The organism is Cytobacillus sp. C11.1, from assembly GCF_058145115.1.
In genome coordinates this window covers 988690-1004225 of sequence record NZ_CM176935.1, presented here as the reverse complement: position 1 = coordinate 1004225, position 15536 = coordinate 988690, and the positions used below count along the sequence as shown (strand labels likewise).

General features: G+C 43.2%; 16 protein-coding genes. 7 read left to right on the top strand and 9 right to left on the bottom strand.

Going from position 1 to position 15536, the window contains the following annotated elements; translation table 11 throughout:
* Positions 1-165: 165 nt before the first annotated feature.
* The 3 genes from AC3ZVC_RS05120 to AC3ZVC_RS05110 form a co-directional block, all read right to left on the bottom strand.
* Positions 166-537, bottom strand: a complete 372-nt coding sequence (locus AC3ZVC_RS05120; protein ID WP_490066736.1) for a DUF423 domain-containing protein — start codon at positions 535-537, stop codon at positions 166-168.
* 25 nt (positions 538-562) lie between these two features.
* Entirely contained in the window at positions 563-844 is a 282-nt protein-coding gene (locus AC3ZVC_RS05115; protein WP_490068837.1) for a YwdI family protein, read from the bottom strand.
* Positions 845-1236: 392 nt separating this feature from the next.
* Positions 1237-1917 carry a uracil-DNA glycosylase gene (locus AC3ZVC_RS05110; RefSeq protein ID WP_490068835.1) on the bottom strand — a complete coding sequence of 227 codons (681 nt, stop codon included), beginning with the start codon at positions 1915-1917 and terminating at the stop codon, positions 1237-1239.
* 216 nt (positions 1918-2133) lie between these two features.
* On the opposite strand from AC3ZVC_RS05110, the gene AC3ZVC_RS05105 reads away from it, so the two are divergent.
* Positions 2134-2463, top strand: a complete 330-nt coding sequence (locus AC3ZVC_RS05105) for a YflT domain-containing protein (protein ID WP_490066734.1) — start codon at positions 2134-2136, stop codon at positions 2461-2463.
* 81 nt (positions 2464-2544) lie between these two features.
* Here the strand turns inward: AC3ZVC_RS05105 and AC3ZVC_RS05100 are convergent, their stop codons facing one another.
* The 4 genes from AC3ZVC_RS05100 to mobA all read right to left on the bottom strand — a co-directional run bounded on the left by AC3ZVC_RS05100 (position 2545) and on the right by mobA (position 4989).
* Positions 2545-3564, bottom strand: a complete 1020-nt coding sequence (locus tag AC3ZVC_RS05100; protein ID WP_490066732.1) for a thiazole biosynthesis adenylyltransferase ThiF — start codon at positions 3562-3564, stop codon at positions 2545-2547.
* Between the two features lie 29 nt (positions 3565-3593).
* Positions 3594-3824: a molybdopterin converting factor subunit 1 gene (gene moaD, locus AC3ZVC_RS05095; protein WP_490066730.1), complete on the bottom strand. Its 231-nt coding sequence runs from the start codon at positions 3822-3824 to the stop codon at positions 3594-3596.
* Entirely contained in the window at positions 3817-4281 is a 465-nt protein-coding gene (locus AC3ZVC_RS05090; RefSeq protein WP_110063660.1) for a molybdenum cofactor biosynthesis protein MoaE, read from the bottom strand. Before AC3ZVC_RS05090 ends, moaD begins: the two co-directional genes overlap by 8 nt.
* 96 nt (positions 4282-4377) lie before the next feature.
* The gene (gene mobA, locus AC3ZVC_RS05085; protein WP_490066728.1) at positions 4378-4989 is read right to left on the bottom strand and encodes a molybdenum cofactor guanylyltransferase; all 612 of its coding nucleotides are present in this window, start codon (positions 4987-4989) and stop codon (positions 4378-4380) included.
* A 707-nt stretch (positions 4990-5696) separates the two neighbouring features.
* On the opposite strand from mobA, the gene AC3ZVC_RS05080 reads away from it, so the two are divergent.
* The 6 genes from AC3ZVC_RS05080 to AC3ZVC_RS05055 all read left to right on the top strand — a co-directional run bounded on the left by AC3ZVC_RS05080 (position 5697) and on the right by AC3ZVC_RS05055 (position 14026).
* On the top strand, positions 5697-7592 hold the full coding sequence (locus AC3ZVC_RS05080) for an N-acetylmuramoyl-L-alanine amidase (protein WP_490066727.1): 1896 nt from the start codon (positions 5697-5699) through the stop codon (positions 7590-7592).
* 238 nt (positions 7593-7830) lie between these two features.
* The gene (gene pdxK / locus AC3ZVC_RS05075) at positions 7831-8664 is read left to right on the top strand and encodes a pyridoxine/pyridoxal/pyridoxamine kinase (RefSeq protein WP_490066725.1); all 834 of its coding nucleotides are present in this window, start codon (positions 7831-7833) and stop codon (positions 8662-8664) included.
* A 320-nt stretch (positions 8665-8984) separates the two neighbouring features.
* Positions 8985-9332: a YojF family protein gene (locus tag AC3ZVC_RS05070; protein WP_490066723.1), complete on the top strand. Its 348-nt coding sequence runs from the start codon at positions 8985-8987 to the stop codon at positions 9330-9332.
* Between the two features lie 95 nt (positions 9333-9427).
* The gene (gene bshB2 / locus AC3ZVC_RS05065; RefSeq protein WP_490066722.1) at positions 9428-10093 is read left to right on the top strand and encodes a bacillithiol biosynthesis deacetylase BshB2; all 666 of its coding nucleotides are present in this window, start codon (positions 9428-9430) and stop codon (positions 10091-10093) included.
* A 55-nt stretch (positions 10094-10148) separates the two neighbouring features.
* Positions 10149-10496, top strand: coding sequence for a rhodanese-like domain-containing protein (locus tag AC3ZVC_RS05060; RefSeq protein ID WP_490066720.1), 348 nt, complete (start codon positions 10149-10151; stop codon positions 10494-10496).
* A gap of 221 nt (positions 10497-10717) precedes the next feature.
* Complete coding sequence (locus AC3ZVC_RS05055) at positions 10718-14026, top strand: alpha-amylase family glycosyl hydrolase (RefSeq protein ID WP_490066718.1); 3309 nt, start codon at positions 10718-10720, stop codon at positions 14024-14026.
* Positions 14027-14072: 46 nt separating this feature from the next.
* Here AC3ZVC_RS05055 and AC3ZVC_RS05050 read toward each other — a convergent pair whose 3' ends face one another.
* Positions 14073-14507, bottom strand: coding sequence for an SRPBCC family protein (locus AC3ZVC_RS05050; protein WP_490066715.1), 435 nt, complete (start codon positions 14505-14507; stop codon positions 14073-14075).
* A gap of 262 nt (positions 14508-14769) precedes the next feature.
* The gene (locus AC3ZVC_RS05045) at positions 14770-15510 is read right to left on the bottom strand and encodes a Crp/Fnr family transcriptional regulator (protein ID WP_490066710.1); all 741 of its coding nucleotides are present in this window, start codon (positions 15508-15510) and stop codon (positions 14770-14772) included.
* Between the last annotated feature and the right edge of the window lie 26 nt (positions 15511-15536).

Sequence of the window (15536 nt, the reverse complement as noted above, 5' to 3'; positions counted from 1 at the left end):
TGCTTATTCAAAGTCCAGCGGGAGGAGTGGGACAGGTGAGACCCCACAGGTGCTTGCACCGAGGAGGCTTACCGCCCGCCCCGCGTTCGCTGAGCATCCTGGAGCGGAAATCAACCACTCACCACAACTAGTTTAAATAGCAAAAAACTTTGCGAAAACAGCGTATTATAAATACTTAACTGCAGCAATGATCAGCAGTACCCACGCCGCTAAAAAGGCTACTCCGCCTAACGGGGTAATTGCTCCCAGCACGCTGATTTTTGTCAGTGTTAATACATATAAACTTCCGGAAAATAGTATAATGCCAATAAGCATCAGCCACCCTGACCATGATAGCAAGGCAGTGGCCGGCAGTTTGCCAAGCAGGACACCGATAATCAGCAAGCCGGTTGCATGGAACATTTGATAGGTTACACCTGTCTTCCATGTTTCCAAATACTTTGGCTCAACTCTGCCCTCAAGCCCATGAGCTCCAAATGCTCCCAAAGCAACTGATAAAAAAGCATTAATGGCTCCGATAATAATAAATACCTTCATGTTCCCCTACACCTCTTATCCCATTTTAAAAGTCAAACAGTGAATCGCCGTTTGCTTCATCATCCATTTTCATTTTCTTTGGCTGCAAATTCGCAGGCTGTGCAGACGGCGCACTGTATGTATGGCTGACAGAAGCAGCAACAGAAGTGCTTCCTGTATCCGATTCTTCCAAAACGAGCTCGCATAAAGACTTGATCGCCTGTACCTTTTCCCTGATACGTGCTTCGGACGAGCTATTTTTTGCTTCAAGCAATTCTTTTTCCATTTTACCCAAAAGTTTTTGAACAGAGATATTCAAACACTTCACCTCTTTCTGCGAAAAGCGATTATTCTGCTTTCCTATTGCCATTATAGCTATATAGGCCATCTTCTAAATCCTAAGGCCAATTTAAAGTTTATCAGTTTTTCTTTTCGAAACGCAAACAGGGATGACCAGATGCCCTAAAAACTTCCATGGAGGGCATCAGTCTCGTTTTGAATTGGAAAGCCTTGCATCCCTTTGGATGGTTCCGATCCCAAGTGACATAAAAATATTTGCATTTAAAACAGTCTACTCGCTGTGAACTCATCTGTTTTTTCAATCCCTTTTCCCCTTTTAAGCCTTTTTCCAAATCCAGCGGAAGGCAGGAGATATTTCGAGCACTTTCTTTTATTCTCTCAAAATAAATGTATGTTTCACGTGAAACATGACGAATCAAATCATCGATCAGGAATCTTCCAATCGATTGGTTCCTCTCCCTGCTCCCTTAAAAGTTCATTCACTTGTGAGAATGGCCTGCTGCCAAAGAAGCCTTTACGGGCCGAAAACGGACTTGGATGTGGAGAAGCCAAGATAAAATGCTTGGAGTCATCAATGAGCTTTCCCTTTTCCTGTGCTGGTTTTCCCCATAATAGAAAGATAACAGGCTTTTCCCTCTCATTCAGCTTTTGGATGACCCGATCGGTAAACAGCTCCCATCCTTTTCCCTTATGAGAATGAGCCTGTCCTTTTCGGACGGTCAGAACCGTATTTAATAGAAGCACACCTTCTTTAGCCCATTTTAATAGATAGCCATTGTTGGGTATATCGCATCCCAAATCAGCCTGCATCTCTTTAAAAATGTTTTTTAAGGACGGCGGAATCTTCACATCAGGTTTCACCGAAAAGCTTAATCCGTGCGCCTGGCCAGGCCCATGATAGGGATCCTGTCCAAGGATAACAGCCTTCACATCCTCGTAGGATGTATAATGGAGAGCATTAAATATATCCTCCTGCTTCGGGTAAACGATATGCTCCTCATATTCTTTCTTTAAAAACGCCCGCAGCTGCAAATAATAAGGCTTCTGGAACTCTTCACCAAGAACTTTCTGCCAGTCATTTTTCAAAATATATTTCGTTATAAGGATCCCCTCCCCGTTTCATCTGAAAGGCTCGTGCCTCGCTATTTTTATATACCCCGATAGCACCCACATAAATAGTAATCCGTCACATTACTTAATCTATCATTCTTTTACCCATGTTTAAAATATAGCAGAGCGGATAAATATAAAATATAACGGGCAGGAACCAATGCCCTTCAAATATACAGTCTAAATCTTATGAGGAGGATGTTATATATGTATAAAATCGAAGTCGTAGAAAATGGTGTACAAGCAACAGACACAATCGGAATGCTGGAGAGCCAAGGATTTAATAAAGATAACATCTATATTTTTGCCCATGACAAGGATCGTTCCGAGCACCTTTCAGATGCTACTGATACAGGTGATGTTGGCATGAAGGAGCAAGGATTATTCGATTCTGTCGGCAACGTATTTAAAAAGCGCGGAAATGAGCTTCGTTCCAAGTTCGAATCTGTCGGCTTAACAAAAACAGAAGCTGAACAGTACGAAAAGGTACTGGATGAAGGCAAACTGGTAATTGTAGGTACAGACGAAGTCAAATAAAAAAACAGACCTTAAACCCACAGTAAATATAAAAACGAGCCCCCGCCTATTCTCTAATAGGCCGGGCTCGTTTTTTGTCGTTTATCCCATAAGTCGCTGATAAATCGATTTTGCCTGTGTTAAATCCTTTGTTCCATGAATAAGGGCCCGTCCGTCCTTAAAAATAACGAGGCGCTGTTCTTCCATATCAGCTGACAGTAAATATGGATTGCCTTTTACCTGATAGCCAAGTGATTTCAATTGCTGAGCCAGTTCACTCAACTGGATTTCCTGCTCTTTAGGCGGGCGGATTTGTACTGTATCCCTTCCGCAAAGAACGGTAGACTTCATCATGTTTTCTGTCTGCAAATAGGGATAGGTTCTCTCTTTTCCGCATGACAGACAGCCTTCATCCTTCGCCTTTGACACCTTCATGCTCGTATACTGGTTCCGCCACAAATCAAAACTCACCATCGCGGTTCTGATCGCATCCCAATCCTCTGCCAAAATCTTTAGCGCCTCTGCAACTTGATGGGCAATGACCATTTGCACAGCTGGCGCAATGATTCCGCCCGTGTCACAGGTCATTCCCTGGATCGGTATCTTCTTTAAAAGACAATTCAGGCATGGAGTCCTGCCAGGTATAATGATCAGACTCATGCCAAAGCTGCCGACACAGGCTCCATATATCCAGGGAATCTCATATTTTTGCGAGATATCATTAATTGCCATTCTGGTTTCAAAGTTATCAGTAGAATCCAGGATAAGATCTACTCCCTCAACAAGCTCTTCCAGCTTTTCAGAAGTGGCATCCCCGATCACCGAGCGTATCTCCACATCCGAGTTAATCAGCCTTAAGCGCTTCTCCGCCGCAGCTGCTTTTGGAAGCTTTTCAGCTACATCCCTTTCTGTATAAAGCTGCTGACGCTGCAAATTGCTCGCTTCCACATAATCCCGGTCAATGATCGTCAGTTTGCCGATTCCTGCCCGTGTCATCATTTCCGCATTGCCCGACCCCAGAGCACCAGCTCCGACAATCAGCACATGTTTGGAGCAGATTCTTTCCTGCCCCTCTTTTCCGATCGGCGGAAACAAAGTCTGCCGTGAATACCTTTCAGACATGGCTGCATCCCCTCCCTATCAAGCTTAACTCATCCTCCGCTTACAGGAGGTATAAATGCGACCGTATCTCCATCCTGGATCACTTCATCATCTGAAGCAAATTCTTCATTCACTGCTGCCATGACAGTGTCCAATTTCACTCTGTATTCTTCCGAGAGCAATTGCTTCAGTTCCGCAATCGTTTTGCCGCTTGCATCCATGGCCACTGACTCTTCACCAACACGATCCCGTAAATGGGCAAAAAACATAATTTTATTCATTTAAATCCTTCGCCTCCGGTTTCCCTTCTGGATATGCAACTGTTTCTAGCTGATTTCCGATCCATTCTTCTCCGTCTTCCCAATGTTCCTTTTTCCAAATCGGAACAATCTCTTTGATTCTTTCAATGGCATATCGGTTTGCTTCATATGCATCCGCACGATGGGGAGTGGATACCGCTATTACAACCGCGACATCTGTGATGTCCAGCTTGCCTGTACGGTGTGTGATAGCCACTTCTGCGCCATCCCAGCGTTCTTTGATTTCTTTTCCGATTTGTTCAAGCTTTTTAACTGCCATCGCTTCATACGCCTCATAAATTAAGTAAAGCGTTTTTTTGCCATGTGTCAGCTCGCGGACGGTTCCAATAAAGGTTGTAATTGCCCCTGCTTCCCGCTGCACCACTTTATCTATCACACTTTGGATATCAATTGGCTCTTTTGAAATCTCAAAATTCATTGAATCACCTCATTATTCTCTTTTAATCTACAATCTGCATTTGCTCCATTTTGACATATATGCTGCCGGAAGTGAAATGACTGCCTTCCATTTATACTAATTAGAATCCTTGCCCTCTCCAGCTGCCATTTTCAATGCCATTTGGTACTCATCCGGGCGGTTCATATTAAAGAAATGGGCTTCTTTACTTAAAAATCCCACCCTCTTAAATTCTTTATCCTTCATAATCGAAGCATTTATCTTATGCAAAAACTCACGAATCCTCAGTCTGTTGTCCCTCAAAGCTTGTTCTGCCGCTTCCTTCGTTTCCTTTCGATAAGCTGCAAAAAGCGGATGCAGCCGGCAATCAATTTCAGGCACCGCTGCCTGGTGGTCTTCCAGTTCTTTGAGAAGAATTTTTCCAAGGTCTGCAGATATGAATGGCATATCACATGCAACAATCAGGTTCTTTTGCGTACTGGATGCGGTCAAGCCTGCATGGATACCTGCAAGCGGGCCCTTTTCTTTCCATTGGTCACTAACCACCGGAAGCCCAAGAAACTGGTACTCTTCATGATTGTTGGCCACGACAATCATGTCTGATGATATAGAAGCCAATTGATTTGCTATGCGTTCAATCACCGTTTTGCCGCCTATTTTTAAAAGGGCTTTATTCTCGCCCATTCGGCTTGATTGCCCTCCTGCTAAAATAATACCCGTTATACTCATTATTCTCACCTGACTTTTGCGTTATGAAGCCCTATAGCTCCTTATTAACCCATTCTATCCTTATCGTTTTATTTTACCATCTATTCCAGCTTGTTTCTTCGATCAAGGTCTGCCCGGTTACATGAGTATGGCAGAATTGTGTCGTCACAAATTGTTCAAACTGCCAGAGATGGATAATTAACCAAATCTTAATAATTCGCTCCTATACTAAAACCATACCAAAACGTTGATAAATAAAGGAATTATAGAGACGCCGAGCATTCGGATTACCCCTTTATCCAAACAGTCAGAGGAATCGGGTATAAATTTACCGTTTCCTGAAAAAACTTAGCATATGCCTTTGCAGATTGTCCTGCGGGGAAACCGGCTCTTGATAAATTTGGGCCGGTTTTTCTGTTTTTAAAACAGTAGATAAAGGCATTTTGCAGGCGGAAGAACATTTATAGGCCGGATTTATGTGCGGATAAAATTTTTTATGTGGATTGACTAGATTAATATGCGAAATACCTATTTCCTTATATACCCTAAAAGTTGCCCCTCCTCCATACTTTCTTCACAACTCAACTATCTCTTCTCCCGCTACCAATTACCTTTTTTTTGAAAAACCGGTGAATCTATTGACTCATTTCAATTAAAACGTGCAGGTATATCCTTCCCTCTATCAGAAAACACCACGATATACCATTTTTATACAGGAGGGAATATGATTGAGATTTAAAAAGTTATCCTCGGCGATTTTAACGTTCTCCTTAACAGCCAGCCTTTTAGCAGTCCCTGCAGGATTTAGTACAGCAAGCGTAACAACCCAAGCCACTGAAAGCAGCAATGAATCTTCATCACTGCAAAAGACCTTTGAAAGTGCCGCAAAGGAATTTGGAGTTCCTGAGAGCATCCTTTTGGCAGTAGCTTACAGCCAGACGCGCTGGGAGCAGCATGAAGGCCAAAGCGAGGTTGGCGGCTATGGAATAATGAATCTTGTTGATTTACCGGCTGACCTTAGTGCCAGAGGCAAGCATGATGATGGAATCATTGAAGCATCTGAAGCTTCCAGCAGCCTTAAAACTGCCGCAAAACTTCTTGATGCCGACCCTGAAACCTTAAAAAAGGATCCGGAGCAAAATATCCGGGGCGGCGCTGCCCTGCTTGCTGAATACGCACGCCAAACTACAGGAAAACTGCCTTCTGATGCAGCCGACTGGTATGGTGCTGTCGTTAAATTCAGCGGTACAGATCAAGAAGCAATCGCAAAGGATTTTGCAGACCATGTTTATGCAACGATTGGGCAAGGTGCTGAAAGAAAAAATCATGACGGACAAAGAGTGGCCTTAAACGCCAAAGAAATTACACCAAATAAGAATACAGCCAGCTCCATCCCCCTCCGCAATACAAAATACACAAATACCGACTGCCCTAATGGCCTGGATTGCACCTTCATTCCTGCAGCCTATAAGCAATTTTCAAGCAGCGCCGGTAACTACGGCAATTACGATATTGCCAACCGTCCGGAAGATGACTTAGATATTCGCTATATTATTATCCATGATATTGAAGGAAGCGCAGAATCTGCGATCAGCCATTTCCAGAACAAATCCTATGTAAGTGCACACTATGTCATTGATTCAGAAACCGGAAAAATCACACAAATGGTTCGCCCGGAGGATGTGCCGTGGCATGCAGGAAACTGGTATTTCAACATGCATTCCATCGGTTTGGAGCATGAGGGCTTCGCGGCTGAAGGTGCAGACTGGTATAGTGAGCAAATGTACCGCTCCACTGCAAAACTTGTAAAATATCTATCTGACCGATTTAACATTCCCGTGGACAGGCAGCATATTATCGGCCATGATGAAATCCCAGGTTTAACAGTAGCCAAACATCGGTCAATGCACTGGGATCCGGGTGCTTATTGGAATTGGGGACACTTTTTCGACCTGCTTGGAGCCTCTATTAACCCAAGTGATGGAGACAAGGACAGCAATATCGTCACAATCCGCCCAAATTACAATACGAATCAGCCTGATTTCACGTACAGAGGGATTGAAAAGGAGCCGGAATCTTCAAGTCTAATCCACCTATATAGTGAACCGCGCTTTGATGCTCCACTGGTTCGTGATCCTCTCCTTCACGGTGAAAGCAGTAGTACTAAAAATATTAACGACTGGGGCAACAAAGCAGCTATAGGGCAAAGCTTCTATAAAGCTGGGCAGGCAGGCGATTGGACAGCTATTTACTACGGCGGACAAAAAGCTTGGTTCTATAATCCGAACAATGCTAATAGCGTCCCAGGAAGCGGGACTCTAATTACGCCAAAAGAAGGGCTTGATTCCATACCTGTTTATGGCGCCGCCTACCCGGATGACGCAGCTTATGATGAGGCAGGAATTGCAGAATGGGCAAGAGGTAAAGCCCAGGTGCTCTACCAGATGCCAGCTGGCCAAATCTATGCAGCAACAGCACCGATTCAATCAGATTATTATCACGCGAAGTTTTTTAATGACCCTGCAACCAATAAAGTGGTGAAGGGCAATGATGAATACTATCAAGTCTTCTATAATCACCGCTTAGGTTTTGTGAAGAAAAGCAATGTGGATGTTGTAAATTAAGAGCAATGTTAGGAGTTATTCTTTTTAGGAATAACTCCTTTTTTATGCTAAAAGCTTATAAAAAGATATTTTTGACTGATAACATATCTACAAATCCGTGTAATCTGTATTTTTGGAAACAGCACCGGACAAGTTAATGCTGTGATAAACTCTACAGCCGTTTTAGTTTTTACCTTTTGGAATTATTGTTATAATTAGAAAAACATATCCAGCAGAACTTCAAGGAGGAATTTTGCGCATGTCTATGAAAAAAGTTTTAACAATTGCAGGCTCGGATACAAGCGGCGGTGCTGGCATCCAGGCTGACCTTAAAACATTCCAGGAGCTTGGCGTTTATGGAATGACCGCATTAACAACGATTGTGACTATGGATCCCAAGAACAACTGGAGCCATAATGTGTTCCCAATAGCCAATGAAACACTGGAAACCCAGCTTGAAACGATTTTATCAGTCGGAATTGATGCCATGAAAACGGGCATGCTCGGTTCAGAAGAAGTGATTAAGATTGCAGCTAAAACAATCAAAGAGAATAATCTTGACCGCGTAGTAATTGACCCGGTAATGGTTTGCAAAGGCGAAGATGAGCCTATCCACCCTGAGTTAAATGAAGCGTTAAGAGATTTGCTTGTCCCGCTTGCAACTGTAGTAACCCCTAACCTATTTGAAGCATGGCAGCTTGCCAAAACAGGTCCAATCCGAACGGTTGAGGACATGAAGGAAGCAGCAATTAAAATCCATGAACTTGGCGCCAAATATGTACTTATCAAAGGCGGCAGCAAACTAAACCATGAAAAAGCCGTTGACCTTCTATATGATGGACAAGAGTTCACTCTGTACGAAAGCGAGCGCGTTGAAACTACTTATACACATGGCGCAGGCTGCACCTATTCTTCAGCCATCACTGCAGAACTTGCCAAAGGAAAACCTGTAAAAGAAGCTGTCCAAACAGCCAAGGATTTCATCACAGCAGCCATCAATCATGGTTTCCAATTAAACGAATATGTCGGCCCAACTATGCCTGGTGCATACCACAAATATGGAGCTGGCCGTCTGGAATCAGAACAAGAATAATAAAATGAAACAGAGTCCCTCAGGCTCTGTTTTTTTGTGTAAAATCGCGGTTATCCTGACTTGGCGGATATATCGGGAATTTCGCGGATAAAACCAACTTTTCGCGGTAATAGTATCTTCCCAAAATAAAAACTCCTCCATTGCATTTACCCCCGCTACCTTCCTTTTCACAATATCCCCACTCTCTTTAAGCTCACTTTTTCGCTTTTCGGTCTTTTTTTTAGTAAGATAAAAATACAATCTGCCATTTTCAGGCTGAACAGATAGTAAACCACATAACTTATACATGAATAGGTAAATTGGAAGGGGGATTATGGATAATGGAATCGGCAGTTAAAGAGACGGTGCAAAAAGAAATCGACCGTTTAGCCAATAAAGAGGTATATATTCATTTGGAGACAACGAACGGGGCGTACGCTTCCCATTTTGATGAAAGCTTTTTTTCTTCAGGAGCGTATATCCGCAACGCCAACTTAATCTATGAACATGGCAAAGTCACTGGAAACGGCCCTTTCAGAGTTGGTTTAAAAATGAATTTCGGCTGGGTTTATGCTGAAGGCATCACCCATTTTGAAGTGGATGAAAAAGAAAGGCTCCTTTTAGCAGGCCACGATTTCAGCGGCAAACTTGCAGTTGCGCTGCAAATCAGTGAAACGCCATTTGAGTAGAAAAGCGGAAGCGCCATACTCGGGGACTGCAACGGCCCCAGGCGCTAGAGCTAAACATAGATAACGCTTAAACAAATTGAAAGGAGCAAACCGAAATGGAAAAGGAAAGACATGTACTCGTTATCTTCCCTCATCCCGATGATGAAGCTTTCGGGGTTTCAGGAACGATCTCCTTACATATTGAAAACGGGACACCTGTTACCTATGCCTGCCTGACATTAGGCGAAATGGGTCGCAATATGGGAAATCCCCCTTTCGCCAACAGGGAGACCTTGCCAAAAATCCGTAAAAAAGAGCTGGAGGCTGCAGCGAATGTGCTGGGCATCCAGGATTTAAGAATGCTTGGGTATCGAGATAAAACCGTAGAATTTGAAGATGAGGAGCTGCTGGCTAACAGGCTTGGAGCCATAATCGGCGAAGTCCGCCCTTCCCTCATTATTACGTTTTATACGGGATATGCTGTGCATCCCGACCATGATGCAACAGGTGCAGCTGTTATCAGAGCTGTCAAAAAGCTGCCTGCAGACGAACGCCCAAAAGTTCACTGTGTCGCGTTCTCAAATAACTGTGAAGAAGAAATCGGCCAGGCTGACGTGGTAAATGATGTCAGTGCGGTGGCAGACCGGAAAATTGCTGCCATCAAGGCACATACTTCCCAGACACAGCTTATGGCGGCAAATATGGAAGAAAGCCTTAAGAATCAAGAACCTGAAGTAATGGCAAGAGTCTATAAAGAACGTTTCTGGACCTATAAATTCTAACCTTTAAGGGGATACAGCATGAAAAAGCCAATGTTTTTAATGATGGGTTCTTGTATTGATTGCAGGGCTTGCTGCAGGATGCAGTTCTGATTCCGGTCCCGACATCGAAAATGTAAATGCCGAAAAAGCAAAAGAGCTATGGGAAACAGGGCAGGCAGAAGTTATAGATGTTCGTTCTGAAGAGAAATACGCTGAAGGACATATTCCAGGAGCTGCCCTTATCCCACTTTCTGTCCTGGAGGAAAACCTCGATCAGCTGGATAAGGGAAAGCCATATCTGGTTGTGTGCCGAAGCGGAAACCGCTCAGCACAGGCAAGCCAAATTTTGGCCGAAAATGGTTTTAAGAAGATATATAATATGGAAAATGGCATGAATGAATGGACCTACGAGATTGAAATATAATTCGTTCGTGCAAACAAGGCCGCCCCTGCTTTCAGGGCGGCTTTTTTCTGCTTTTATTTCTAATTCAACACTACTTTTTGCCCATGAGCTTTTTACAAAATGGTGATAGAATCTTCCTAAGAGTAATGCAAGCGTTTTCATTTAACCATTTATGCAAACGATTGCACTATTTCCTTATTGATATCCCCTATTCGCAATCAGTCTATTAAGGAGGGAAATTCATGAAACAAGCAAGAAAAGCCGGCATCTGGATTATGCTGCTTAGTTTAATTCTCAGTTTATTCACCGGTATGAATCCGCAGCTATCCTCTGCCAATACAGTAAAAAGCCCGGTTGTGGACGGAAATAATGTTATTTTTTCCTACCAGGGTGAAGCTCAGCGGGTGCGCGTGGCCGGAAGCTTTACCGACTGGCAAAATGAAGCATTAGAGATGGCCAAAGGCGAAAACAATATTTGGTCAAAAACAATCAATCTATCACCTGGCGTCTATGAGTATAAATTTATTCTGGATGATGGCAATTGGGTTACCGATCCAGCAAACAGCCAGACTGCCAATGGCAATAGCCTATTGGTTGTAAGTGGACTAACAACTGCAATGCCTGGTGATATCAAAAAGGGCAGCACAGTTAATCTTTCTGCAAACCTATTAAATAGCGATGGCACCACAGAGGCTGTGCAGCCGTCTTGGACATTAAAAGCAGAAACAGAAGGCATTACACTGACAGACAACCAGTTGTCAATCACTGAAACAGCCGAAGAAGGAAGCATCACAATAATTGGCGAATACAATCAATATACGATTGAACATACTTTCCAAATTGCCGGTCAGATGAATACCTATACAATCAACTACTTACGTAATGATGGAGAGCAATTTAATTGGGATTTATGGGCTTGGGAAGATGGCAAGAACAACGGAAAAGTCTACCCGTTTACAAGCCAATCAGAAGGACTTGCCCAAACAGAAATATCGTTTCCATCAGATAAAATCCATGTCATCCCCCGCCCCGGCAATTGGGATACACAGGATGTTACCAGAACGATTAACATGCCTGAAGGCCAGAACGAAGTCGAAGTATGGCTGGCACAGGGTGATGAAACGGTTTATTATTCAAAAGAGGAATTTGACAATAGCAACACAGATGCTAACCGCCGTTTTATTGAGTTTACGTATGTAAGAGACGATCACAACTATGATGGCTGGAACATTTGGACCTGGCAGACTGGTGTAAATGACGGACAAGCAGACTTTACTGAAGTCACTGACAAAGGGGCTGTTGCTTTGATTGAAATTGGCCAGCAAACTGAACAAATGGGCTTTGTTCTTCGCAAAGGCACAGGGTGGGATCAAAAAGATCCTTACGGTGCCGACCGCTATATTAAAACGGGAAAAGATAACTATACCAAGGTCGTTGTTACAAGTGGCCAGGGTGAAATCTATCAAGTCCCTGCTATTACAGGACCTGTTTTGAATAATGGAAGCCTCACTCTCTATTATAGAGATCCAGAGCTATTCAAACAGGGAGATATGGAATCGATTGAAAAGGTGCAGGCAAAATTAGATGGACAAATTTTTGAAATGAAGTACTCCCCTAAGGAGGAACGCTTTTTCACAACGATTGATCAATTAGAAGAAGGAACACACGAGTACTCCTTCCTTGTTACGAAAAATGGAGATACCTCCGAGGCTGCAGATCCTTATAATACAGTTGATGGAAAATCAACCATCACCTATAAAAACCCTTCAGCTGAAATCATAGCAGAAGTCAACCCGAAGAAAGCATCTTATAATGAAAATGCCGTTCTATCAATTGAAACGATTCTCTCTGATTCGGAAGTAGCCATAAAAGAGGTTTACGCAGACTTGTCTGCAATCGGCGGAAGCAGCAAGGTCAGCATTGACCCGGCTTTAAATGCACAAACCATTTCCATTGATCAATCAGTTACGGCTGGCCAAAAGAAATTGCCGATCACTGTCGTAGATGAATATGGAAATGTGCACGAAGGAGAAGCATCCATTGAAATCGCAACCCGTACCTTCAGCGGCAAACAAGATGACTTTGACTGGGATGAAGCCCGTATTTATTTTATGCTGACAGACCGCTTCAACAATGGAGATACATCAAATGATGATCCAAATCGTGCAAATTACGATGCTTCCCACCCTGAAACCTACCATGGAGGAGATTTCCGTGGCGTTATCGAAAAACTCGATTACCTTGAAGATTTAGGCATCAATACCATCTGGATTACGCCAATCGTCGATAACATTGACTGGGATCTTCGCTATGACAAGGATGGAAATCAGTACGGCTACCACGGCTACTGGGCAAAGGATTTCTCAACATTAGATGAACATCTCGGAGATATCCAAACATTCCAGGAGCTGCTGGAGAAATCCCATGACCGCGGCATAAAAGTGATGGTGGACGTGGTTCTTAACCATACAGGATACGGATTGAAGGAAAACGATCCATCCATTGGATTGGGGATTCCTAACTTCCCTACTGACGCTGACCGTGAGCGTTATGCCGGCATGATCAGGGATGGAGGAACCGATACGATCCGAGGCGAGCTTGCTGGCTTGCCTGACCTGAAGACTGAGGAAGAAGCTGTCCGCAGACAAATCATTGAATGGCAGACAGCCTGGCTTGAAAAGGCAAAAACAGACCGCGGAGATACAATCGATTACTTCCGCGTTGACACAGTTAAGCATGTGGAACACACAACCTGGAAGGCATTTAAAAATGCACTGACTGAAATCAAGCCTGACTTTAAAATGATCGGGGAATACTATGGCGGACATGCAGACGAACATGGTGGCTTTCTGGACAGTGGCGAAATGGATTCCATCCTGGATTTTGACTTTAAGCATACTGCGGCTGATTTCATTAATGGCCATATCAATGCAGCGGAGGAAAAATTGCAGGCAAGAAATGCTAAGCTGACAAATACAGCTACGCTGGGACAATTTTTAAGCAGCCATGATGAAGATGGCTTCCTGATTACAAGCGCAGGCGAAGATTGGGGCAAAATGAAGATTGCCTCTGCCCTGCAAATTACGGCAAAGGGCCAGCCGGTTATTTATTACGGTGAAGAAATTGGATTATCCGGCAAGCATGCTGGCGATATGGACAAAGGGGAATTCAACGAAAACCGCTATGACTTTGACTGGAGCTTAATCGGAAACGACATGCACGAGCATTACCGGAAACTGCTTAACATCCGGAAAAATTACTCTGAAGTCTTTTCAAAAGGAACACGTAAAAAACTGGCAGGCAGCGATGCTGATGGATATCTGTTCTTTAACCGTTCTTACAAGGGCACACATGCTGTGGTTGGGATAAACACTGATCCAGACCAGAAAAAAGTAACCATCCATGTCCCATTCACAGCCGGCAGCAAGGTCATTGACCAATACAGCGGCAAGAAATACAATGTGGACAAAAACAACCAAATTAAAGTCAAATTACCAGGCAGAGACGAAGGCGGGACCGTCATTCTTGTACTGGATGAGAAAAAAGAATAAGTAAAAAAACAGGGAGCCATTTCACTAAAGGTTCCCTGTTTTTTACTTATTTCTCCAACATTTCCTTCAAATACTGTAGCTGGCTTCCATCTTCCTGTTTGACAATGTTCACGATAAAACGTTTTGTTAATTTTGCTACAAGGCCGCTTGTTTTGACGTTTGCTTCCATCTCTACCTGCGTACCTTCTTCTATTTCATGAAAATCATATTTATATTCTGTTATCAATCCATTTGCATTGCTGCGAGTCGTATAGGTTTTATCCTTTTCAAAGTCAATGATTTCTACATTAGCTTTGATATTTTTCCCTCTAACCATGCGGGTTTCAATAAATTTTGTCCCTTTTCCAATCTCGCCCTCTGTCTGTTTTTCCACTTTCACGACATAAGGCATAAGTTCAGGGGCATTCTCCATCCTAACCATATAATTAAATACTTCATGTACAGGTTTATTGATGATCTCACTGGAACGAAAATCAGCCATGCTTTGCACCTCAGAATCATAGAGTGAAACTTCAATCAGCGGGGGGATGTTTTTATCCCCCGCTGATTGTTAGTTGAACCCATCGGGCCTTTACGGACAGTTTGAATCCCTCTTATCCTCCTTCGATTCCTCTGAATCTTTGAAGTGGGAGTCTTACTGCCCGTTAGACTGCGATAAAGTCTATGAATTCATTATATAACAAAAACTTTGGACTGACTAACGCCCGATTGGACATCGGCTATTAAAAAAGATCCTAAACAGCTTATAACTTCTGATGGAAATGAGAACAAAATCTGCACCAATCTACTATCACAATTTTTCTATTGGTGATTTCAATGATTCCTTCTTTCTTTAGCCTTGAAAAAACACGGCTTACACTTTCACGGGATGTTCCTACTAAAGTAGAAAACTCCTGGACTGTGATTGGGAGCTCAATATGCATCCGGTTGCAATGGTTGGCTCCAAATTTTTCTGCAAGCCTCTCCAATGTCTTAATGGTTTTTGTATAAACATCCAGCAGGGCAATATCCCTCAAAATGGATGTCATATCCCTTAGCGACTCACTCATATAACGGATGATCTGAACGGCCATCTCGGGAGAATACATTAACTCCTGCTCAAGGTCATCCGTGTTCAAAAAGTAGACTTCTCCATCCTGTACCATCGTACCCGTTGCCGGATAGGTTTGGCCTGTCTGGTTAAAAAGATTAGCTTCCGCAAAAATTTCGCCCTTTTTTTTAATGCAGACAATGATTTCGTTGCCCTGTTCATCCTGCTTGGTTAGCTTTACAATGCCTGAATGGACAAAATACACTCCTTTGGCTACCTCGTATTCAGACATTATTTTTTCGCCTTTATTATACGCCCTTTTAATAATCCGTTTATCTATTAGCTGTATGGACTCGCTTGGAAGATCCTTAAAGATTTCAATTTTGCCTAAAAACTCTTCGATCAGCGGCTGTTGGTACAACGCTCCAGTATTATCTCTCATTTCGTTTCCCATCCTCATCCCCCGCTCCCGCAATGTTA